Raw genomic sequence first — 20,631 nt, forward strand, 5'->3', positions numbered from 1 at the left:
GATTCATTCTTTGGACGCCAGTTCGGTGCCGGGAATGGTCAGGTGCTGACCGACTTTCAGCTCATCGCTGCTGAGGTTGTTGGCGCTGCGCAGAGTCGCAGGCGACACCTGATAACGCACCGCGATCATCGCCAGCGTCTCGCCCGGGCTCACGCGGTGATCGCGCGGGCCCTGGGCGATCTTGCCGGAGTCACGCAGCCAGGCAATGTAAGTGCCCGGTGGCGGGTTTTGCTGGAAGAACTGGCGCACACCGCTGCTGATCGAACGGGCCAGCGCCTGCTGGTGGCTCGATGCCGAGAGTTTGTTCGCTTCATTGGCGTTGGAGATAAACCCGGTTTCCACCAGGATCGACGGAATGTCCGGCGACTTCAGCACCATGAACCCGGCCTGTTCCACACGTTGTTTGTGCAGCGGCGTCACCCGGCCGATGTTGGTCAGGACTTTCTGGCCGACATTGAGGCTGGAGGTCAGCGACGCGGTCATCGACAGGTCGAGCAACACCCCGGCGAGCATGCGGTCCTTGTCGTCGAGGCTGACGTTGCCGGCACCGCCGATCAGGTCGGAACGGTTTTCGCTGTCGGCCAGCCAACGGGCGGTCTCCGACGTGGCGCCGCGATCGGACAAGGCAAATACCGAGGCACCGAAGGCAGCCGCCGACGGCGCGGCGTCAGCATGGATCGAGACGAACAGGTCGGCACCCTTCTTGCGGGCGATTTCGGTACGGCCACGCAGCGGAATGAAGTAGTCGCCGGTCCGGGTCAGCTCGGCGCGGAAGCCTTTCATGCCGTTGACCTGACGCTGCAGTTCGCGGGCGATCTGCAGCACCACGTCTTTCTCACGCTGGCCGCGCGAGCCGGACGCGCCCGGGTCTTCGCCACCGTGACCGGCGTCGATCACCACAATAATGTCGCGCTTGCCGGCCGGGGCTGGCGGCAACTTGATCGCCGGCTCTGCCGGGGTGACCGGCACCGCCGGCACTGTCGCCACTTGCGGCGTTGGCGCAGGCGGTGGCGCGGCATCGGCTGCATTGTCGAACAGGTCGACCACCAGACGGTTGCCATATTGCGCGTTGGGCGCCAGCGAGAAGCTTTTCGGGGTGACGGCTTTTTTCAGGTCGATGACCACCCGCAGGTCGGTCGGCGTGCGCTGGGCCGAGCGCATCGCGGTGATCGGCGTGTTGGCGGTCGACACTTTCAAGGGTGCACCCAGGGTGGCGCCATTGATGTCGATCACCAGCCGATCCGGTGCGGTCAGGGTGAAGACGCTGTGCTGCACCGGGCCGCTCAGGTCAAAGACCAGTCGCGTGTTGTCCGGCGCCCGCCACAGGCGCACGCTGTTGACCTTCGTGTCGGCCACAGCGTTTACGGCCACTGCCATCAACATCAACCCTGCGGCAGCCACCAACGCGCGAAAGCGCATACCTAACCCCATCATTTAATTGGATTCCAATGCCAAAGCGGCACACCAGGTCTCGCCACGCGAGCCCTGGGATAAAATTTTCAGCGAACGCCCGCTGTCTTGCGGGCTAATGGTAATGGTCAGGTCGGGCTTTGGCAAAAAGCCTGCACCTTTATCGGGCCACTCGATCAGGCACAGGGCATCGTCTTCGAAATAGTCGCGGATGCCCAGAAACTCCAGTTCCTCCGGATCGACCAGACGATACAGGTCGAAGTGAAAGGCGCGCATGTCACCGATCTCGTAGGGCTCGACCAGGGTAAAGGTCGGACTTTTCACCGCGCCGACATGCCCCAGCCCGCGAATGATGCCCCGCGACAGCGTAGTTTTGCCCATGCCCAGGTTGCCTTCGAGAAAAATCAGGCCATGGCCCTGGGTCACGCGGGCGATCCGTGCGCCAAAGTCGCTCATGGCCTGTTCATCGGCCAGGTACAGGGTTACTTCAGACACGGTGCATGCTCCTCCAACAACTGACGAATGACTGGAATCAGATCACTGGCCGCCAGCCCACGGCCGAATTTACCTTGTTGCGCACCGGCATTGGCATGCAGCCAGACCGCCAGGCACGCCGCATCGAAGCCGTTCATGCCTTGCGCCAGCAGCGCGCCGGTCAGACCGGCAAGTACATCGCCAAGGCCGGCAGTGGCCATGGCCGGATGGCCCTGATGACACAGCGCCAGACGTCCATCGGGATCGGCGATCAGGCTGCCAGCGCCTTTGAGCACGACGACGGCCGAATATTTCTTGCTCAGCGCCTGCGCTGCTGCCGGACGATCGGCCTGCACTTCGGCGGTACTGATCCCCAACAGACGCGCCGCCTCACCGGGGTGCGGGGTGATCACGCAATCCTTGGGCAGACTGACAACACCGCCCGCCAGCAGATTCAATGCATCGGCGTCCCACACCTGTGGCAGTGCCGCGTTCGCCGCAGCCGACAATAACGCCCGCCCCCAACTCGCCTGCCCCAGCCCCGGCCCGACAACCAGCACCGAGACTTTCTCGAGCAAGCCCATCAACTGATTGGCCGATGAAGCGCCCAGCGCCATGACTTCCGGCACCCGAGTCAGCGCCGCCGGGACATGTTCCGGGCGCGTCGCCAACGAGACCATGCCCGCGCCGCTGCGCAGGGCGGTTTCGGTGCTGAGCAGGATCGCCCCGCCAAACCCGTGGTCGCCACCGATCAGCAGCACATGACCGAAGCGGCCCTTGTGCGAGGTCGGTGCGCGCGCGGGCAGACGCGGCAGATTAGCCGCATTGAGCCGGCGAGCCGCAACCTGAATGTCAGCATAGGTTTCAGCGCTGGCCTGCAGATCGTTGAACACCCGTTCGCCGACACAATCTGCCGCATCGCCGGTGAACAGCCCCAGCTTCAGGCCAATGAAAGTGACCGTGAGGTCTGCACGCACCGCGACACCCAGCACTCGCCCGGTATCGGCCGACAACCCGGAAGGGATATCGACCGCCACCACCGGCAGGCTGCTGGTGTTGATCGCGGCAATGGCTGCGGCATAGGGTTCACGCACCTCGCCACTCAAGCCCGTGCCAAGCAGGGCATCGAGGACAATGCCGCGCAACTCGGCCTGGGCACTCCAGCCCAGCACCGCGACACCTTCGGCCACCGCCTCGGCATGGGCCAGCGCCGCGTCACCCTGCAAGCGCTGCGGCTCACCGACCGCCAGCACGCGCACCGTCCACCCGGCACGCTGCGCCAGCAGCGCCAGCAAATAGCCGTCGCCGGCATTGTTGCCACGCCCGGCCAGCACGGTCAGTTCAGTGGCTGAGGGCCAGCGCCGTACCAGCGCGCGCCAGCACGCATACGCGGCGCGCTGCATCAATTCGAAGCCCGGCGTACCGGCAGCGATCAGCCGCGCGTCGAGCTCGCGCACCTGGGCGGCGGCGTACAGCGCGTCGGGTAATTCATCTTTCGTGTGCGGCATGCGTCTTCGGGCTCCGATGTCTGGCAGAATTATACGCACCTCAGCTCCGGTTTCTCTCGCCTCATGTCCGCCATCACCACAGATCTGCCCGCCCTCGCCCAATCGATCAAGGATTGGGGCCGCGAGCTGGGCTTCCAGCAAGTCGGCATCAGCGGTCTGGACCTGGCCGAGCATGAGCAGCACCTGGAGCGCTGGCTTGCCGCCGGCTACCACGGCGAAATGGACTACATGGGCGCCCATGGCAGCAAACGCTCGCATCCCGAGGAGCTGGTGCCCGGCACGCTGCGCGTGGTTTCGCTGCGCATGGACTACCTGCCCGGCGACACGCAAATGGCGCAGATGCTCGCGCAACCGGAGAAAGCTTACGTCTCGCGCTATGCCTTGGGCCGCGATTACCACAAATTGATCCGTAAACGTGTGCAGCAATTGGCCGACAAGATTCAGGCCGAGATCGGCCCGTTCGGTTTCCGCGCATTCGTCGACAGCGCCCCGGTGCTGGAAAAAGCCATCGCCGAGCAGGCCGGACTGGGCTGGATCGGCAAAAACACGCTGGTGCTCAACCGCAAGGCCGGCAGCTATTTCTTCTTGAGCGAACTGTTTGTCGATCTGCCGCTACCGGTGGACGAACCACACAGCACCGAACACTGCGGACGCTGCACCGCGTGCCTGGACATTTGCCCGACCAACGCCTTCGTCGGTCCGTATGTGCTGGACGCGCGGCGCTGCATCTCTTACCTGACCATCGAACTGAAAAACGCGATTCCCGAAGACCTGCGCCCGTTGATCGGCAACCGGGTGTTCGGCTGCGATGACTGCCAGATCGTCTGCCCGTGGAACCGCTTCGCCCGGCCGTCCGGGGAAAGCGACTTCAAGCCGCGGCACAATCTGGACAACGCCGAACTGGCCGAACTGTTCCTGTGGGACGAGGACAAGTTTCTCAGCAGCACCGAAGGCTCGCCGCTGCGCCGCGCCGGTTACGAGCGCTGGTTGCGCAATCTGGCCGTGGGCCTGGGCAATGCGCCGTCGAGCATTCCGGTGCTGGAAGCCTTGAAGGCGCGCCGCGACTACCCGTCAGAGCTGGTGCGGGAACATGTCGAGTGGGCGCTGAAACAACACGGCCTCGCCTAATCACACAATGTAGAAGCTGCCGCAGGCTGCGATCTTTTGCTCTTGTCTTTTAAAAATCAAAGTCAAAAGATCGCAGCCTGCGGCAGCTCCTACAGGGAATTGCGTCAGGGCTGATCGTTATAGACGAACTTGGGCATTTCCCAGTGGAAACGGATCGCCAGCAGGCGTAGCAGGAAGCCGCCGAACAAGGTAATCAGGATCGCCTGCTCGCTCGGCACATTCAGGTACAGGCAGAGCATGTAACACCACGCCGCCGCGAACGAGACGCTGGCGTACAGTTCACGGCGAAAGATCAGCGGGATGTCGTTGCAGAAGATGTCGCGCAGGATGCCGCCGAATACGCCAGTGATCACGCCGCTGACCGAAGCCACCAGCATGCCGTGGCCCATTTCCAGAGCGGTCATGCAGCCGATCAGGGTGAACGCCACCAGGCCAACCGCATCAAGCACCAGAAACAGTGAACGCAGGTGGCGCATCCAGCGCGCAGTGAACACGGTGAGCATCGCGGCGGCCGAGGTCAGCACCAGGTATTCCGGGTGTTTGACCCAGGTCAGCGGGTAATGGCCAAGCAGCACGTCGCGTACCGAACCGCCGCCCAACGCCGTGACACAGGCAATCAGCACCACGCCAAACCAGTCCATGCCGCGCCGTCCGGCAGACAGCGCGCCGGTCATGGCTTCAGCGGTAATGGCGATCAGATAGAGCATCAGCAACATGGCGGCGGTCCTGGCAGGAAGGCGCGCAGTCTAGCCATTTCAGCGCCGCACCAGAAGGGGGCAATAGGCGCATTGCCGTTTGTGGCGAGGGAGCTTGCTGTGGCGAGGGGATTCATCCCCGATGGAGCGCGAAGCGATCCCCGCTCGACACAGCCTCACCGCGTACTCAGGTCTTGCGACTGCTACGCAGCCGAGCAGGACGGTGCGACCTTTCGACAAGCTCCCTCGCCACAAAGCCCCTCCACCGACACTTAGAACTTGATGAAATGCTTGCGGTAGTGCTGCAGCTCGGCGATCGATTCGCGGATGTCGTCCAGCGCCAGGTGGGTGCTGCCCTTCTTGAAGCTGTCACGCACGTCCGGCGCCCAGCGCGCGGCCAGCTCTTTGAGCGTCGACACGTCGAGGTTGCGGTAGTGGAAGTAGCTTTCCAGCGCCTTCATGTGGGTATAGAGGAAGCGCCGGTCCTGGCAGATGCTGTTGCCGCAGATCGGCGATTTGCCCTTCGGCACCCACTGTTCCAGGAACGCGATGGTTTCGGCTTCGGCTTCGGCCATGCTGATACGGCTGTCACGCACGCGCTGGGTCAGGCCGGAGTTGCCGTGGGTGCGGGTGTTCCACTCGTCCATGCGAGCGAGCACTTCGTCGCTGTGGTGGATGGCGATCACCGGACCTTCGGCCAGGGTGTTCAGGTCACTGTCGGTGACGATGGTGGCCATTTCGATGATGACGTCGTTTTCCGGATCCAGACCGGTCATTTCCAGGTCGATCCAGATCAGGTTCTGCGGGTTTTGCATATTCGGGCTCCTAGGCAATGCTGCGCAGTTTAGCCTAGGCCGATGCCCGGGCGTGCTAAACTCGCGGCCGTTTTACCTAATCGCTGCATTCTTCAGACGGAACACCCATGGCCAAACGCCAACTCAATCGTCGTCAAAACTGGCGCATCGAAAAGATTCAGGGCGAGCGCGCCGCGCGCGCCGCCAAACGCGAGTCCTCGGCGGTCGAAGCCCTCGAGGGCGGCGATCTGGGCCCAGAGCAACACGGCCTGGTGATCGCCCACTTCGGTGTGCAGGTCGAGGTCGAGGCCGTGGACGGCGAACTGGCCGGCCAGGTATCGCGCTGCCACCTGCGCGCCAACCTGCCAGCGCTGGTAACCGGCGATCGGGTCGTCTGGCGCGCCGGCAACCAGGGCATCGGGGTGATCGTCGCGCAACTGCCGCGCACAACCGAACTCTGCCGCCCGGACAGCCGTGGCCAGCTCAAGCCGGTAGCTGCCAACGTCGACATGATCGTCATCGTCTTCGCGCCGCTGCCCGAGCCGCATGCCAACCTGATCGACCGCTACCTGGTGGCCGCCGAACACGCCGGCATCCGCCCGTTGCTGCTGCTGAACAAATTCGACCTGATCGACGAGCAGAACGCCCCGGCGCTCAATGCGCTGCTGGCGGTGTACCGCACGCTGGGTTATCCGGTGCTGGAAGTCTCGGCGCACCACGGCAACGGCATGGAGCAGTTGCAGCAGCAGCTCGACGGGCGCATCAGCGTGTTCGTCGGCCAGTCCGGTGTCGGCAAGTCGTCGCTGGTCAACAGCCTGCTGCCTGAAGTCGACACCCGCGTCGGGCCGTTGTCCGAGTTGTCCGGCCAGGGCACTCACACCACGACCACCGCGCGCCTGTTCCACTTCCCAGGTGGCGGTGAACTGATCGACTCCCCGGGTATCCGTGAATTCGGTCTGGGCCACGTCAGCCGCGCCGACGTCGAAGCCGGTTTCATCGAGTTCAACGACCTGCTCGGCACCTGCCGCTTCCGCGACTGCAAGCATGATCGCGAACCCGGTTGTGCACTGCTCAAGGCCCTGGAAGATGGCCGCGTGCAGCAGCAACGCATGAACAGCTACCGCTCGATCATCGCCAGCCTGCCGGAAAACGGCTACTAAACATCCACAACGGCAGCACCTCGACCGAGGGCTGCCGGATGTCGGACCACGCCTGACAAATCCCCGATCTGGTTAAACGTCAGACCTTTCTGAAAGGCCCCCGCACGCCCGTTTGCAGGACATTTCTGTTTCACCGTCCAACCCTTGTAGGCGCTTTCCAGATGCCTACATTGAGTTCCTCCTTCGCACCTTCGCGACCTTCGAGGAACCCCATGCAGACCTACCACCTGTTCATCAGCCATTCGTGGAACTACGCCCACGCTCACGACAACCTGGTGCGCCTGCTCGGTGCGCAACCGGACTTCAGCTTCAAGAACTTTTCGGTGCCACCGCACAACCCCATCGTCGGGGCGCAGACCGATGCGCAGCTTGCCCAAGCCATCGAAAACAAGATCCGTCCCTGCTCGGCAGTGCTGATCATGGCCGGGATGTATTCGACCTACAGCACCTGGATCAACAAGGAAATCGAGATCGCCAAGCGCCTGGGCAAAGTGATCATTGCGATCAAGCCGTTCGGCGCCGAGCGCATTTCCAGCGTGGTGCGCAACGCGGCGCACGCCGAATGCGCCTGGAGCACCAAGAGCATCATCAGCGCCATCCGTCAGCAAACGGCGGTGTAACCATGCGCAAGGGACTGTTTATCGGCATCAACGACTACACCCATGTTTCGCGCCTGAGCGGTTGCAGCAATGACGCGATGGCCATGGCTTCGGTGCTGAAAACCGATGCCAATGGCGATCCGAATTTCAAGAACGTGGTGCTGACGTCGGCAGAGGACTACCTGAGTCGGGAGAAACTGGAAGACCAGATTCGCGAACTGTTTTCCGGCGACTGCAACGTCGCTCTGCTGTATTTCGCCGGCCACGGCAGCTTCGACGTCGACACTGATGAAGGCATGCTGATCCCGCAGGACTATCGCAACGCCAAGGACGGCATCCGCATCAGCGATGTTCTCAACTGGGCCACCAAGGCCACCCGCATCAAAAACAAAGTGATCATCCTCGATTGCTGCCAAGGCGGCTCGGCCGGTGAAGTACGCGCCTTGCGCAGTGAAAGCAGCGTGGTCGGTGAAGGCATGACCATCCTCACCGCCTGCAAAAAGGAAGAGCCGGCCATGGAAGGTGCGCAACACGGCGTGTTCACCGGTTTGTTGCTGCAGGCCCTGCACGGCGGCGCGGCGAATATCCTCGGCAAGATCACCCCCGGCAGCCTGTACTCCTTCGTCGACAACGCGCTCGATGCCTGGGAACAGCGCCCGGTGTTCAAGACCAACGTCTCGCAGTTCATTTCCCTGCGTGAGGTCTCGCCGCTGATCCCCAAGGAGATCCTGCGCAAACTGCCGGAATGGTTTGTCGAAGCCGAATCGACGTTCGCCCTTGATCCCAGCTACGAACCCACCGAAGCGGCGTTCGACCCGGAACACGGCGAGGTCTTTGCCCAACTGCAAAAGTGCAATCGCCACAGCCTGATCGAACCGGTCGACGCCGAACACATGTATTACGCCGCCATTCACTCCACCGGCTGCCGCCTCACCGCACTCGGCGCCTATTACCGCGAACTCGCCCTCAAAGGACACTTCTGATGCCGGTTTTCATCAGCTACCGCCACATGGATCGCCCGCAGGCCATGGCCATCAACAGTCGCCTGATGCAGGCCAATATCAAAACCTACCTCGACGTGCTCGACCCGGAATCGCAGACCACCGACGACATCACCGGGGTGATCACGCGCAACATCACTGAATGCACGCATTTGCTGGCAGTGGTGTCGGAGAAGACGGCGTTGTCGTGGTGGGTGCCGTTCGAAATCGGCGAGGCGACCATCAGCAACCGGCGCATCTGCTCGTTCAGGACCGGGCCGGCGCAATTGCCGCTGTACCTGGACAAGTGGCCGAAGTTGAGCACGGACAACGATCTGAATTTCTTCATCGATGCCTACCGTGAAGAACAATCGAGCCGGCGCTCGCTGACGCTGGACTCCAGCAACGAATCCTTCAGCGGCACCTACAAGCGCAATGCCGAGCTGTTCCATGAACAGCTGAAAAGCCGGATTCGTCGGGGGTTTTAACGCCAATCGACAGCCACAAAAAAGCCGACATCACTGTCGGCTTTTTTGTCGGTCACTGCTTCGGTGCGGGGGCCGGTGCAGTGGCTGGCGGAGCCGCAGCCCCCGGCTCGGCCGGTTTTGGTGCGGCGTCGTCGAACAGGTTCAAGCGTTCGCGCAACTCGTGCGCCGGCACCGGTTGCTGATCCGCCGGCAGCGCGTTCGGGTCGACCGGCGTCGCCGGAGCGGCGCCGTTCTGACCTTCGGCGGCAGGCTTGGCCGCGTCGGCACCTTGCGAGCCTTCGATGGCCGCTTGTGCCTTCTTGGTCAGCACCACGATGTCGATGCGGCGGTTGACCGGGTTGAACGGGTTTTCCTTGTCGAACAGCGCCGACGAGGCATAACCCACCACCCGCGCCACCTGCGAGTCCGGATAGCTGCCTGCCACCAGCGCACGCCGGGCGGCGTTGGCGCGGTTGGCCGAGAGCTCCCAGTTACCGAAATCGCCGGTGCCGGTGTACGGCTTGGCATCGGTGTGGCCGCTGATGCTGATCTTGTTCGGCACCGCTTTGATGGTGTCGGCCATGGCCAGCAGGATGTCTTCGAAGTACGGCTTCAGACGTGCCGAGCCCGAGTCGAACATCGGCCGGTTTTCGGCGTCCATGATCTGGATGCGCAAGCCGTTCGGGGTGATCTCGAACAGGATCTGATCCTTGAACTTCTGCAACTGCGGGTTCTCGTCGACCTTGTTCTGCAGCTCTTGCAGCAACAGTTCCAGACGCTCTTTCTCAACCTGCTCGGCCATGCCTTCGACCTGCTCGGTGTCGACCGTGACCTTGTCCGGTTGCGGCTGCGACTTCACCTCGGGGTTGAGGGTGTTTTCCGGCGCCAGGGTCGGCGTACCGCCCAGGTCGATGATGTACGGCGTGCCGCTTTCGGAGAAGCCGACCGGGTCCTTGAAGTAACCGGCGATGGCGATCTTCTGCTCCGGCGTGGCCGTGGACAGCAGCCATAACACCAGGAAGAACGCCATCATCGCCGTGGCGAAGTCGGCGAAGGCGATTTTCCATGCCCCGCCGTGATGCCCACCGGCTATGCGCTTGACGCGCTTGATGATTATCGGCTGATTATTTTCCATGGCTTAGCGACCGCGAACGGCTTGTTCCAGCTCGGCAAAGCTTGGACGGTGCGCCGGGTACAGAACCTTGCGCCCGAACTCCACGGCCAGCGATGGCGGCATGCCGGAAGCCGAAGCTACCAGGGAAGCCTTGATGGCCTCGTAGACGTTCAGCTCTTCCTTGGCATCGTGGGCCAGGGAGTGGGCCAGCGGACCGAAGAACCCGTAGGCTGCGAGAATACCGAAGAAGGTACCGACCAGTGCCGCACCCACGTGCAGACCGATGGATTTCTGGTCGCCTTCACCCAGCGAGGCCATGGTCACCACGATACCCAGTACCGCCGCGACGATACCGAAACCGGGCATGGCGTCGGCGATGCCGTTCACGGCGTGGGACGGGTGCTCGAGGTCTTCCTTGAGGCTGTACAGCTCCATGTCGAACAGGCCTTCCAGCTCGTGCGGCGCCATGTTGCCGGAGGACATGATGCGCAGGTAATCGCAGATGAACGCGGTCATGCGTTCGTCCTTGAGCACGGCCGGGTACTTGGCGAAGATCGGGCTCACGGCGGCGTCTTCGATGTCGCCTTCGATGGCCATCATGCCTTCGCGGCGGCTCTTGTTGAGGATCTCGTAGATCAGGCCCAGCACTTCCAGATAGAAGGTGTGGCTGAAACGCGAACTGAACATGCTCAGGGATTTCTTGAGCACGTGCATCGTCATGTAACCGGGGTTGGCCTGCAGGAATGCACCGAGGGCCGCACCACCGATGATCATCACCTCGAAGGGCTGGATCAGGGCGGCAATTTTGCCGTGGGAGAGCACGTATCCGCCGAGCACGCTCGCGAATACGACGATGATGCCGATAATTTTAGCCATAGGTAGAGAGTACTTACTTAAGTCGGGTTCAAGGTCATATTCGGAAGTTAAAAAATCTCTTCTTCTACTTATCGGCAAAACTGCGCCAGACTATAGCCAGTTCAGGCGAAAAGCCAATTTAGCCCATGCCGGGCGCGTCTACAGTCAGTGAAGATCTCGTCCAGACATGGCTAATGAAACGAACGTCCCACACGCAAAACCGACCACGCTGGAAGGCTGGGTAAAACTGCTCGATGGCGTGCGCCTGCCCGTGCCGCAAGAGGCTCACGACAAAGTGTGCCGTGCGATCCGTGACAACCGCAGTTCCCTGCGCGACATCGCCGACCTGATGCAGGACAGTCCGGCACTGGCCTTGAGCATCATCCGTGAGGCTAATCGTCACACCCTCGGCACCATGGCCGCACCCGCGGAAAATCTTGAGGTGGCGATCAACCGTCTGGGCCTGGCGCGCACCGAAGAACTGCTGGCGCGCCTGCCGGCCCAACCGCAGATGCAGATCCCCAAGGCCCTGCGCCAACTGCAAATGATCAGCCAGCACGCCACGCAACAGGCCAATGGTTTTTTCGCCAGTCGCCTGGCGCGACTGTGGCAGGACATCCATTGGGGCAGCCTGCTGTTTCTCTCGCCGTTATGGCCGCTGGCGCTGACGTTTCCCGAGTTGCTCGAAGAATGGGAATTGCGGGTGATCCACAAGGGCGAATCGGCCCCGGTGGTCGAGAAGCAACTGTTTGGCGTGCGCCTGCTGAAGATCGCCGAAGCGCTGGTGCAAGTCTGGCACCTGCCGATCTGGGTGCAGCAAGGTTATAAATTGCTGCTCAGCGAACAGCGCGAACTGGTCAAAGTGCTGCGCATCGCCCGCGACAGCGAACATCCGCTGCGCCAGCAGAATCGCCTCGATGACGATCCGACCCTGCGTCGCTGGCTCAACCAGCCGGCCAACACTGTGCTGCTGGCCAACGGTCTGGCGTTATCGGCGCAACAGGCCTGGGACAGTCCGCACAGCGAGCGCTGGCAGTACCTGACCAGCCTTTATCTGCAGATTTCGTTGGATGAAGTGCAGCAACAGTTGCACCAACAGGCCGCCAACAGTGCGCGCCAGCATGCCATGCCTGATCTGTGGCACCCGGCCGTCTCTTTATTATGGCCGTGGGGCACCCATCGGTTGCCGGCCGGGATGCTGCCGGCAGCCGCGCCGAGTGCCGAGGATCTGACCCAATGGCGCCGGCAATGCGCCGAACTGCTGGCCGAGCCGAGCCGCTTCACCAATGCCATGAGCCTGACCGTCGCCGCGCGCGATGCCCTGGTCGCCAGCGGCATGCGCCGGGTGATGATCCTGATGGCCGATCGCACACAGTCCAATCTGCGCGTGCACCAGACTTTCGGCTTGCCGAAAGACGCCGCCGCGCTGAATTTCGTCGTCAGCCAGAGCAAGGTGTTGCAACGCCTGCTGGCGCAGCAGGCACAGGTGCGGATCAACCCCGAGAACAACGCACAATTTTCCGCGTTGTTGCCGCCGGGCCTGCGTTCGCTGTTTCGCGGCGAACATTTGTTCCTGCGCTCACTGGTCAATAACGGCCGGGTGATCATGATCGTCGTGGCCGATCAGGGCGGCGGGCCGTTTGCCGACATCACCGTGCAGGCGTTCGGCAAAACCGCACAGTGCATCGAAAAAGCCCTGCACAGCTTTAGCAGCCGTGGTCGATGAGGCTGCGCTACAATCCCCCCCTTTGTGCTCTGGAGACCTCACATGTCTGACTTCTCTGGCTTGCCGCTCGTCATCGAGCCGAGCGACCTGCTCCCGCGTCTCGATTCCCCTGAACTGATTCTGGTGGATCTGACCAGCCCTGCCCGTTATGCCGAAGGTCACCTTCCCGGCGCACGCTTTGTCGATCCGAAACGCACCCAGCTCGGCCAGCCGCCGGCTCCGGGACTGCTGCCGGCCAAGGCCGACCTCGAAGCTCTGTTCGGAGAGCTGGGCCATCGCCAGGACGCGGTCTACGTGGTCTATGACGACGAGGGCGGCGGCTGGGCCGGGCGGTTCATCTGGCTGCTCGATGTGATCGGTCACGACAAGTACCACTACGTCGATGGCGGTCTGCCGGCGTGGCTGGCGGCGGGCATGCCGATGTCGATCCAGGTTCCGCCTGCGGTGGGCGGCCCGGTGGCGCTGACCCTGCACGAAGAGCCAACGGCAACCCGGGAATACCTGCAAAGCCGTCTTGGCGCCGCCGATCTGGCGATCTGGGATGCCCGTGGGCCACTGGAATACTCCGGCGAGAAAGTGCTGGCCGCCAAGGCCGGACACATTCCGGGCGCGGTGAACTTCGAGTGGACTGCCGGCATGGACAAGGCGCGCCAGTTGCGGATTCGCACCGACATGCCGCAGATCCTAGAAGATCTCGGAATCACCAAAGACAAAGAAATCATTACCCACTGCCAGACCCATCACCGGTCGGGCTTCACTTATCTGGTGGCCAAGTCCCTCGGTTATCCGCGGGTCAAGGGCTACGCCGGTTCATGGGGCGAATGGGGCAACCACCCTGATACGCCTGTCGAGATTCAAGGTTCTAAGGACAACTAATGAAAGAGCGTCTGTTTATCCTCAGCCAATACCTGCTGCCGCATCACCTGCTGTCGCGCCTGGCCGGCTGCGTTGCCGAGTGCCGCGTGCGCTGGTTCAAGAATGCCTTCACCCAGTGGTTCGCCAAGCGTTATCAGGTGGACATGTCGCAAGCGCTGGTCGAAGACCTGACCGCCTACGAGCACTTCAACGCCTTCTTCACCCGTGCCCTGAAAGACGGCGCGCGTCCACTGGACGAAACCCCGGGTGCGATCCTCAGCCCGGCCGACGGCGCGGTCAGCCAGCTCGGCCCGATCGAACACGGGCGGGTGTTCCAGGCCAAGGGCCACAGCTTCAGCGTGCTGGAGTTGCTCGGCGGTGACGCAGCGAATGCCGCACCGTTCATGGGCGGCGACTTCGCCACCATTTACCTGTCGCCGAAGGATTACCACCGCGTACACATGCCGCTGGCCGGTACCCTGCGCGAGATGGTCTACATCCCGGGCCGGATCTTCTCGGTCAACCAGACCACCGCGGAAAACGTCCCGGAACTGTTCGCCCGCAACGAACGCGTGGCGTGCATCTTCGACACCGAGCGTGGCCCGATGGCCGTCGTGCTGGTCGGCGCGATGATCGTCGCATCGATCGAAACCGTGTGGGCCGGTCTGGTCACCCCGCCGAAGCGTGAGCTGAAGACCTTCCGCTACGACGAAGCCGCTCGTGCGCCGATCCATCTGGAAAAAGGCGCCGAACTGGGCCGCTTCAAGCTTGGATCGACCGCGATCGTGCTGTTCGGGCCGGATCAGGTGAAATGGGTTGAAGAGCTGGCTGCCGGTTCGCCCGTGCAGATGGGCCAGGCGCTGGCACTGCCAACAGCCTGATTCATCCTCGGTGGGAGCAGCCTCGGCCGCTCTCACCGATTGCTGTAATTGCTGCTATGGTTTTTGGCATGAGCCAGACCATCTCCCCTCCGTTGCTAAGCGCCCCGATTCCAACGCAGTCACGCCTGTCGTTCTGCGAAGCAACCCCGCGCGACCTCAAGCGCTGGATCGCCGGCCTGCCCAAGGCCAACATCGGCGAAACCGCCCGCCAGTTGTATCAAGGCCTGGGCGAACTCAACCAATTGCTCACCCCCAGCGACAATCGCCTGCAACTGCTGGAGTTGCTGCGCCCCGAAGTGTATTTCGTCTGCCAGCATCTGGAGCGGCACTTCCTGCATCAGGCGATCATGCTCGACGATCGCTCGCGCAAGATCAGCAACCTGTGTCAGGCGCTACAAAGTCAGTTGGCCATCGGCTACAAACAGATCGTGCTGCGCATTGCCCCCAAGTACCACAAGGATCGCGCTGCGCTGGTCGGCCAGGCTTTGCAGCGGGCCGCGCATGCGCTCAAGGCACAACTGCTGCGGGCCGCGCAGCTGTATAGCCCGGCGCCGGAACAGCTGTGGTTCGAGCTGCATCAGTTGTATCGCTGCGCCAGCGGATTACAGTTGCAACAGCGGCGGGTGCACGACGACCTGGCGAGCCTGACCACCGAACTGAGCCTGGAGCAGACCTACATTGCCGCCCTGCTGCTGGGCAGCGCCCGCTGCAACCAACTGCGGCAAAACCAGATCGCCCGGCTGGCCGAAGTGCTGGAGCCATGGAGCGCCCTGCTCAAGCTGCATCCCGGCAGTCCGGACGACGGACTGTTCGCCATCAGCGCCGAGCTGGACACCGGCCCGCGTTACCGCAGCATGTTTCGCAAGGAGCAACAGGGCGCACTGCTCGGCTTCGATCCGCAGCCGCTGGTGAATGTCATCGAAGCGCATTTACAACATCAGGAGACCTCGACGCCGCTGCCCGTCCCGACAGGGCTGAGCTTCGACACCCTGCAACATGTGCACGCCGGTTGGGGCCAGGCCGCCGAGCGCAGCTTTCAGCGCACCGTTGGCCAAGGCAACCTGACCGTGTGCGTGGGCATGAGCGCCCTGCACTTCTATCTGGGCGGCGAGCGCACCTTCAGTGAGCTGCTCAAGCATCCCGGCGCCCGCGCGGCGAACTTCAGCCGCGCAGTGGTCCAGGGCGAAAAGGACAGCTGGAGCCAGGCCTTCGACGCCGCCCCGCACAGCCACGCGGATGAGTTTCTGCCCTACGAAGAAATCCAGTACGACCAACTCGGTGAAGACGAAAAGGCTGCTGACCACACCCCGCATTACCCGACCTACACGCTGCCGGTGATCAACCACAGCCCCGGCGGTTATTGCCTGGGCTGGCCAAGCGAAGTGCCCGCCGAGCTGCAGGCCGGGGAGATGGTCGGGATTCAGGACAGTTCGAATCAGGGCTGGAGCATTGCGGTGGTCCGCTGGATTCGTCAGGTACGCGGCGGCGGACCGCAAATGGGCATTGAGCTGGTGGCGCCACACGCCGAACCCTGCGGTTTGCAACTGGTGCGCTCGCGGGACGATCACAGCCACTACTTACGCGGCCTGCTGTTGCCCGAGATCAGTGCCATCGACTTGCCCGCGACCCTGCTGGCCCCGCGCTTGCCGTTTCAAGAGGGCAATAAAGTGCTGATCAACACCCACGGCGAAGAACACCGCGCCGGACTGGATCGACGGGTGGCGAGTACGCACAGTTTCAATCAGTTTGCCTATCGCTCGCTGGAGGCCGCGCAGAATGGCGGGGGCGAGGAGGATTTCGACTCGTTGTGGAAGTCGCTTTAGGGGCAATCCAGAAACCTGTGGCGAGGGAGCTTGCTCCCGCTGAGTTGCGAAGCGACTCCCTCTGTATCCAGCAAAAGAAGGGGCCTGCTGCGCAGTCCAGCGGGAGCAAGCTCCCTCGCCACAGAGGCCCGCACCAGGCTTAGAGCTGCCCGTCGCGGTCGCGGAAGCCCAGCAGATACAACACGCCATCCAGCCCCAGGGTGGAGATCGCCTGCTTCGCCGACTGCTTGACCAGCGGCTTGGCACGGAACGCCACGCCCAATCCGGCAATCGCCAGCATCGGCAGGTCATTCGCGCCGTCACCGACCGCGATGGTCTGCTCCAGACGCAAACCTTCCTTGTGCGCCAGCTCCTTCAGCAGGTCGGCCTTGCGCTGGGCATCGACAATCGGCTCGATTGCCACGCCGGTGCACTTGCCGTCGACCACTTCCAGTTCGTTGGCGAATACGTAGTCGATGCCGAGTTTGGCCTGCAACTGCTTGGCGAAATAAGTGAAGCCACCGGACAGGATTGCGGTCTTGTAGCCCAGGCGCTTGAGTTCGGCGAACAGGGTTTCCGCGCCTTCGGTCAGCCGCAGCGAGGCGCCGATCGAGTCCAGCACGCTGACGTCGAGGCCCTTGAGCAGTGCCAGACGTTCCTTGAAGCTGGCGCGGAAGTCCAGCTCGCCGGCCATGGCGCGCTCGGTGATGGCCGAGACTTGCTCCCCCACACCGGCGGCCTTGGCCAGTTCGTCGATGACTTCGGCTTCGATCAGCGTCGAGTCCATGTCGAACACCGCCAGACGACGGTTGCGACGGAACAGCGAGTCTTCCTGGAAAGCGATATCGACGTTCAGCTCTTGGGCGACGCTGAGGAATTCGGCACGCAGCGCCTGCGGATCAGCCGCCTCGCCACGCACGGAGAACTCTATGCAGCCCTTGCCCTTGTCGGCTGGCGTGTCCAGCGGCATGCGACCCGACAGACGGTCGATATGGTCGATGTTCAGGCCGTATTTGGCGGTGATCGAGCTGACTGCCTGCAATTGGCCGGCGGTCACTTTGCGGGTCAACAGGGTGACGATGTGGCGTTTCTTGCCCTGATTGCCCACCCACTGCTGGTAGTCCTCTTCGGACACCGGGGTGAAGCGCACCTGCTGGTCGAGCTCGTAGCCCTTGAACAGGATGTCCTTGAGCACCGCCTTGCCTTGCTCGGAATCGGGAATTTCAACCAGGATGCCAAACGACAGGGTGTCGTGGATCACCGCCTGACCGATGTCGAGAATGTTCACACCACCTTGTGCCAGAACGCCGGTAATGGCCGCAGTCAGACCTGGACGGTCGACTCCCGTGATGTTAATCAGGACGATTTCGCGCAACGCGCACCCCCGCAACTGGAAAAAAACCGCATTCTACCCACTTTCAGTGACCATCGGGCACCGTGAGCGCTTTGCCGGTCTAGGGCCTGTCGCTATACTGCGCGTCAACTTCACGGACAAAAGAGCCGAGCTCAGTGAACCGGCCAACGCCAGTTAAAACCGATAACTTCTTCCTGCTGATCTTCCGTGCACTGCGCCATCGCCGTGTACCGATTGCATTGCGCATTGCCAGCCATAACGTGATCCTGGTCGCTCTGGCCCTGGTGATCTATGCCGGGGTGATGGGTCTGCAATTCAAGCAGGCCATGCACGAGCAGGCCGATGCGCTGGGCGAAAGCCTGACCACGCAGACCGCCACCTCCGCCACTGAGCTGCTGGTGTCCAACGACATCCTCAGCCTCAACGTGCTGCTCAACAACCTGACCAAGAACAAACTGGTGGCCCACGCGGCTATCTATAGCGTGGACAACCGCATCCTCGCTGAATCCGGTCAGCGCCCCAAGCACAGCCTGTTGGGCGAAGCCGAAGGCATGTACGAGAGCAAGATCACCTTTCAGGACGTGACCGCCGGGCAACTGCGCATCAGCCTGGACATGGATCAGTTCCAGCAGCCGATGACCATCAGCCTGCAGAGCATGGGCATTCTCAGTGCGATCCTGTTGGCGCTTTCGCTGGCCTTGAGCCTGCGCATGGGCCGCTATTTGTCCACACCGCTGCTGCAATTGCGTGTCTGGCTGCGCCGGATTGACGAGCACACACCGGGCATCGAACGCCAGGATGAAATCGGCGATCTGGCCCGTCAACTGCACGCCAACTACGCGCCGGAGCCGGCGCCTGAGCCAGAACCTGAATTCGCAGACGAGGACGACGAGCCTGAATTCGAAGTGCGCAACCTGCGTGATCCGAGTTTTGACGAAACCCGTCCGATGGCCGCGCAAAAGCCTGCCCCGCGCCATGTGGTCAGCACCGTCGAAGACGATGATGACGATGACGCGTTCGCCGACCTGCGCGACGAATCGCTGAGTGAAACGGCGCAGCCTGCGGTTCGCCGCGCCACGCCAAGCGTGCCGCAACACACGGCCGTGCTGGCGGTGCAATTGGGTTCACAGGAGCAATTGCGGCGTCTGCCCCGTGCGCGTCTGGAAGAATTGCAGGAACGCTATCGCGATTGCCTCGACCAGGCCGCTTCGCTGTATCAGGGCGAAATCGAAACCCTGAACGACGGCAGCACGCTGATGCTGTTCCACACCGAAGACAGCGGTGACGACTACCTGACCAACGCCATCTGCTGCGGCGAGTTGCTGCGGGCACTGGGTCATCAGTTGCAGATCGAAGTCGCCGACAGCGGCATCACCCTGCAATTGCAGTTGGGCCTGACCCTGGGCGATGAGCTGTTCGGCCTGAGTCAGATCGACCTGCTGCTGACCGATTCGGCCCAGGATGCTCTGGCCCTGTCGCAGCACAGCCGCAACCTGCTGCTGGTCGAGCGCAAGATCGGTGACGATGCGCTGATTCGCCAGCGCGCGCGGATCCGCCCGATTGCCAGCCCTGAGGGGGCTTGCTGCGTAGAGCGATTGATGGAGCCATATCCATCGATGCTCGAACGGCAACTGGCGCGGATGCATGAGCGCCGGGCCTGAGGTCTTGCCCTTGATTTGAAGAAGCCCGCAGATGAGTGATTGTCTGCGGGCTTTTTTGTGTGTGATGGTTTCGTGATTGCGCCTAGCCTTGAAGAGCCCCTCACCCTAGCCCTCTCCCGGAGGGAGAGGGAACCGATTGGGGGATATTCGAACGATACACCGACTTGAACGCTCGGCTGTGAATCCGTAATCGACACGATTTCTCAGGTCGATGGATAACGCCAGACACTTCGGTCAGTCCCCTCTCCCTTTGGGAGAGGGCTAGGGTGAGGGGCTTTTCGAGTCGGGCACCAATGCATGTTCCGCCAACACCCAGAAACAACAAAGCCCGCACAAGGCGGGCTCTGTCTTGACTCAAACCAGACTCAGAAGCGGAACACTTCCATGTCCGTACGAATCGGTGATGCCATCGGAATCTTCGGCTGCTTCTCGGCTTCCGCCGCCGGCGCTGCCGGCTTCGGTGCCGCTTTACGCGGCGCCTCGGCCACTGGTGGCTGATTGGCCAACGGTTTCAGCGCGACCGACAACTGCTCGGCCAGACGCTGCAGCAGAATGCCCTGGGCCTGAACCTGCGAAGCCGTGGTGCCGGCGTGCAGCTCCTGCAGATGGACGATGCGGTTATCGCGCACCTTGCCGCGACGGTCGATCAGGCGCCATTGCGCATCGAGGATCGCCGGTTGTTTCTCACCCGAGTCCAGACGCGTGATGGTCAGCAACACCTGCACATCCGGGGTAAACCCCAGGGTGGCCGGCGCCAACACCACGCGCTGGCTGTCCAGATGACCGGCAACCTGACGCATCAGCAATTGATCGATATCCGACGAAAGGCTGCCCGCCCAGCGACCGTCGGTCGAGGCTTGCAGGCTGCCGTCCGGTTGACGTTGCAGCAGGGTCTCACGTTGCAGGTAATCAGCGATGACTACCGGGCCCAACAAAACCGCCATGCCTGTGCTTTGCGCAGGCTGAGCCGGACTTCCGCTGTCCAGCTGATACAGCGACACCGGCTGGTGAACGCTGCAACCCGCCAGGCCCAAAACGCCGGCGAGCAGGAAAATAAGGGGGCGCAGAGAAGTCATCATCCCGTCCAAGTGGCCGCCACAAGGCTCACCACAGTGAAAATACTCAATAAATATGAAGAACGCTCGGCCACGCCTGCGTTTGGAAAGGC

The 20,631-nt window shown here is 62.4% G+C and carries 19 protein-coding genes; 10 read left to right on the plus strand and 9 right to left on the minus strand.

Features of this window, described 5'->3' with window-relative positions; translation table 11 throughout:
- Positions 1 to 3: 3 nt before the first annotated feature.
- Genes J5M57_RS21210 through J5M57_RS21220 form a run of 3 tightly spaced genes read right to left on the minus strand, consistent with a single transcriptional unit; the run spans position 4 to position 3,392 of the window.
- Positions 4 to 1,434, minus strand: coding sequence for an N-acetylmuramoyl-L-alanine amidase (locus J5M57_RS21210; RefSeq protein WP_064585703.1), 1,431 nt, complete (start codon positions 1,432 to 1,434; stop codon positions 4 to 6).
- A complete protein-coding gene (gene tsaE / locus J5M57_RS21215) occupies positions 1,435 to 1,905 on the minus strand; it encodes a tRNA (adenosine(37)-N6)-threonylcarbamoyltransferase complex ATPase subunit type 1 TsaE (protein ID WP_207849120.1) in 471 nt (156 codons plus the stop codon).
- A complete protein-coding gene (locus tag J5M57_RS21220) occupies positions 1,893 to 3,392 on the minus strand; it encodes an NAD(P)H-hydrate dehydratase (RefSeq protein WP_207849121.1) in 1,500 nt (499 codons plus the stop codon). The genes tsaE and J5M57_RS21220 overlap by 13 nt, the downstream gene beginning before the upstream one ends.
- Before the next feature lie 63 nt (positions 3,393 to 3,455).
- Between J5M57_RS21220 and queG the strand changes: the two genes are divergently transcribed.
- Positions 3,456 to 4,520, plus strand: coding sequence for a tRNA epoxyqueuosine(34) reductase QueG (gene queG, locus J5M57_RS21225; RefSeq protein ID WP_083367178.1), 1,065 nt, complete (start codon positions 3,456 to 3,458; stop codon positions 4,518 to 4,520).
- Positions 4,521 to 4,624: 104 nt separating this feature from the next.
- Here queG and J5M57_RS21230 read toward each other — a convergent pair whose 3' ends face one another.
- Positions 4,625 to 5,236 carry a trimeric intracellular cation channel family protein gene (locus J5M57_RS21230; protein ID WP_064585699.1) on the minus strand — a complete coding sequence of 204 codons (612 nt, stop codon included), beginning with the start codon at positions 5,234 to 5,236 and terminating at the stop codon, positions 4,625 to 4,627.
- A 251-nt stretch (positions 5,237 to 5,487) separates the two neighbouring features.
- Positions 5,488 to 6,030, minus strand: a complete 543-nt coding sequence (gene orn, locus J5M57_RS21235; protein WP_064585698.1) for an oligoribonuclease — start codon at positions 6,028 to 6,030, stop codon at positions 5,488 to 5,490.
- 107 nt (positions 6,031 to 6,137) lie between these two features.
- Between orn and rsgA the strand changes: the two genes are divergently transcribed.
- The 4 genes from rsgA (at position 6,138) to J5M57_RS21255 (ending at position 9,236) form a co-directional block, all read left to right on the plus strand.
- Complete coding sequence (gene rsgA, locus J5M57_RS21240) at positions 6,138 to 7,169, plus strand: small ribosomal subunit biogenesis GTPase RsgA (protein ID WP_064585697.1); 1,032 nt, start codon at positions 6,138 to 6,140, stop codon at positions 7,167 to 7,169.
- Positions 7,170 to 7,381: 212 nt separating this feature from the next.
- Positions 7,382 to 7,789 (plus strand): TIR domain-containing protein, encoded by a 408-nt coding sequence (locus J5M57_RS21245; RefSeq protein WP_207849122.1) that lies wholly within the window; start codon positions 7,382 to 7,384, stop codon positions 7,787 to 7,789.
- 2 nt (positions 7,790 to 7,791) lie between these two features.
- Positions 7,792 to 8,751 (plus strand): caspase family protein, encoded by a 960-nt coding sequence (locus J5M57_RS21250; RefSeq protein WP_207849123.1) that lies wholly within the window; start codon positions 7,792 to 7,794, stop codon positions 8,749 to 8,751.
- Entirely contained in the window at positions 8,751 to 9,236 is a 486-nt protein-coding gene (locus J5M57_RS21255) for a toll/interleukin-1 receptor domain-containing protein (protein ID WP_207849124.1), read from the plus strand. The genes J5M57_RS21250 and J5M57_RS21255 overlap by 1 nt, the downstream gene beginning before the upstream one ends.
- Before the next feature lie 52 nt (positions 9,237 to 9,288).
- Here the strand turns inward: J5M57_RS21255 and motB are convergent, their stop codons facing one another.
- Together motB and motA are read right to left on the minus strand one after the other, a co-directional pair.
- A complete protein-coding gene (gene motB / locus J5M57_RS21260) occupies positions 9,289 to 10,350 on the minus strand; it encodes a flagellar motor protein MotB (protein ID WP_207849125.1) in 1,062 nt (353 codons plus the stop codon).
- A 3-nt stretch (positions 10,351 to 10,353) separates the two neighbouring features.
- Positions 10,354 to 11,205: a flagellar motor stator protein MotA gene (gene motA, locus J5M57_RS21265; protein WP_207849126.1), complete on the minus strand. Its 852-nt coding sequence runs from the start codon at positions 11,203 to 11,205 to the stop codon at positions 10,354 to 10,356.
- 166 nt (positions 11,206 to 11,371) lie between these two features.
- On the opposite strand from motA, the gene J5M57_RS21270 reads away from it, so the two are divergent.
- From J5M57_RS21270 to J5M57_RS21285, 4 genes are all read left to right on the plus strand, one after another.
- Positions 11,372 to 12,910: an HDOD domain-containing protein gene (locus tag J5M57_RS21270; protein WP_064585692.1), complete on the plus strand. Its 1,539-nt coding sequence runs from the start codon at positions 11,372 to 11,374 to the stop codon at positions 12,908 to 12,910.
- Between the two features lie 42 nt (positions 12,911 to 12,952).
- Entirely contained in the window at positions 12,953 to 13,786 is an 834-nt protein-coding gene (rhdA, locus tag J5M57_RS21275; protein ID WP_169842540.1) for a thiosulfate sulfurtransferase, read from the plus strand.
- Positions 13,786 to 14,646 carry an archaetidylserine decarboxylase gene (gene asd / locus J5M57_RS21280; protein ID WP_083367184.1) on the plus strand — a complete coding sequence of 287 codons (861 nt, stop codon included), beginning with the start codon at positions 13,786 to 13,788 and terminating at the stop codon, positions 14,644 to 14,646. Before rhdA ends, asd begins: the two co-directional genes overlap by 1 nt.
- A gap of 68 nt (positions 14,647 to 14,714) precedes the next feature.
- Entirely contained in the window at positions 14,715 to 16,469 is a 1,755-nt protein-coding gene (locus J5M57_RS21285) for a molecular chaperone (RefSeq protein WP_207849127.1), read from the plus strand.
- A gap of 139 nt (positions 16,470 to 16,608) precedes the next feature.
- Here J5M57_RS21285 and serB read toward each other — a convergent pair whose 3' ends face one another.
- Complete coding sequence (gene serB / locus J5M57_RS21290) at positions 16,609 to 17,823, minus strand: phosphoserine phosphatase SerB (RefSeq protein ID WP_007967407.1); 1,215 nt, start codon at positions 17,821 to 17,823, stop codon at positions 16,609 to 16,611.
- Between the two features lie 134 nt (positions 17,824 to 17,957).
- Between serB and J5M57_RS21295 the strand changes: the two genes are divergently transcribed.
- A complete protein-coding gene (locus tag J5M57_RS21295; RefSeq protein WP_207849128.1) occupies positions 17,958 to 19,463 on the plus strand; it encodes an AhpA/YtjB family protein in 1,506 nt (501 codons plus the stop codon).
- A gap of 365 nt (positions 19,464 to 19,828) precedes the next feature.
- Here the strand turns inward: J5M57_RS21295 and J5M57_RS21300 are convergent, their stop codons facing one another.
- Complete coding sequence (locus tag J5M57_RS21300; RefSeq protein WP_064585687.1) at positions 19,829 to 20,539, minus strand: ABC-type transport auxiliary lipoprotein family protein; 711 nt, start codon at positions 20,537 to 20,539, stop codon at positions 19,829 to 19,831.
- Positions 20,540 to 20,631 lie beyond the last annotated feature (92 nt).

Origin of the sequence: Pseudomonas sp. 86_A, assembly GCF_017491705.1 — a bacterium.
GTDB classification, from domain to species: domain Bacteria; phylum Pseudomonadota; class Gammaproteobacteria; order Pseudomonadales; family Pseudomonadaceae; genus Aquipseudomonas; species Aquipseudomonas koreensis.

Coding starts and splice junctions, on each gene's coding strand:
- queG (WP_083367178.1), top strand. CDS start 3,456: ATGTCCGCCATCACCACAGATCTGCCCGCCCTCGCCCAATCGATCAAG.
- motA (WP_207849126.1), bottom strand. CDS start 11,205: ATGGCTAAAATTATCGGCATCATCGTCGTATTCGCGAGCGTGCTCGGC.
- rsgA (WP_064585697.1), top strand. CDS start 6,138: ATGGCCAAACGCCAACTCAATCGTCGTCAAAACTGGCGCATCGAAAAG.
- asd (WP_083367184.1), top strand. CDS start 13,786: ATGAAAGAGCGTCTGTTTATCCTCAGCCAATACCTGCTGCCGCATCAC.
- orn (WP_064585698.1), bottom strand. CDS start 6,030: ATGCAAAACCCGCAGAACCTGATCTGGATCGACCTGGAAATGACCGGT.
- J5M57_RS21255 (WP_207849124.1), top strand. CDS start 8,751: ATGCCGGTTTTCATCAGCTACCGCCACATGGATCGCCCGCAGGCCATG.
- rhdA (WP_169842540.1), top strand. CDS start 12,953: ATGTCTGACTTCTCTGGCTTGCCGCTCGTCATCGAGCCGAGCGACCTG.
- J5M57_RS21285 (WP_207849127.1), top strand. CDS start 14,715: ATGAGCCAGACCATCTCCCCTCCGTTGCTAAGCGCCCCGATTCCAACG.
- J5M57_RS21270 (WP_064585692.1), top strand. CDS start 11,372: ATGGCTAATGAAACGAACGTCCCACACGCAAAACCGACCACGCTGGAA.
- J5M57_RS21250 (WP_207849123.1), top strand. CDS start 7,792: ATGCGCAAGGGACTGTTTATCGGCATCAACGACTACACCCATGTTTCG.
- motB (WP_207849125.1), bottom strand. CDS start 10,350: ATGGAAAATAATCAGCCGATAATCATCAAGCGCGTCAAGCGCATAGCC.
- J5M57_RS21210 (WP_064585703.1), bottom strand. CDS start 1,434: ATGATGGGGTTAGGTATGCGCTTTCGCGCGTTGGTGGCTGCCGCAGGG.
- J5M57_RS21220 (WP_207849121.1), bottom strand. CDS start 3,392: ATGCCGCACACGAAAGATGAATTACCCGACGCGCTGTACGCCGCCGCC.
- J5M57_RS21245 (WP_207849122.1), top strand. CDS start 7,382: ATGCAGACCTACCACCTGTTCATCAGCCATTCGTGGAACTACGCCCAC.
- J5M57_RS21230 (WP_064585699.1), bottom strand. CDS start 5,236: ATGTTGCTGATGCTCTATCTGATCGCCATTACCGCTGAAGCCATGACC.
- J5M57_RS21300 (WP_064585687.1), bottom strand. CDS start 20,539: ATGACTTCTCTGCGCCCCCTTATTTTCCTGCTCGCCGGCGTTTTGGGC.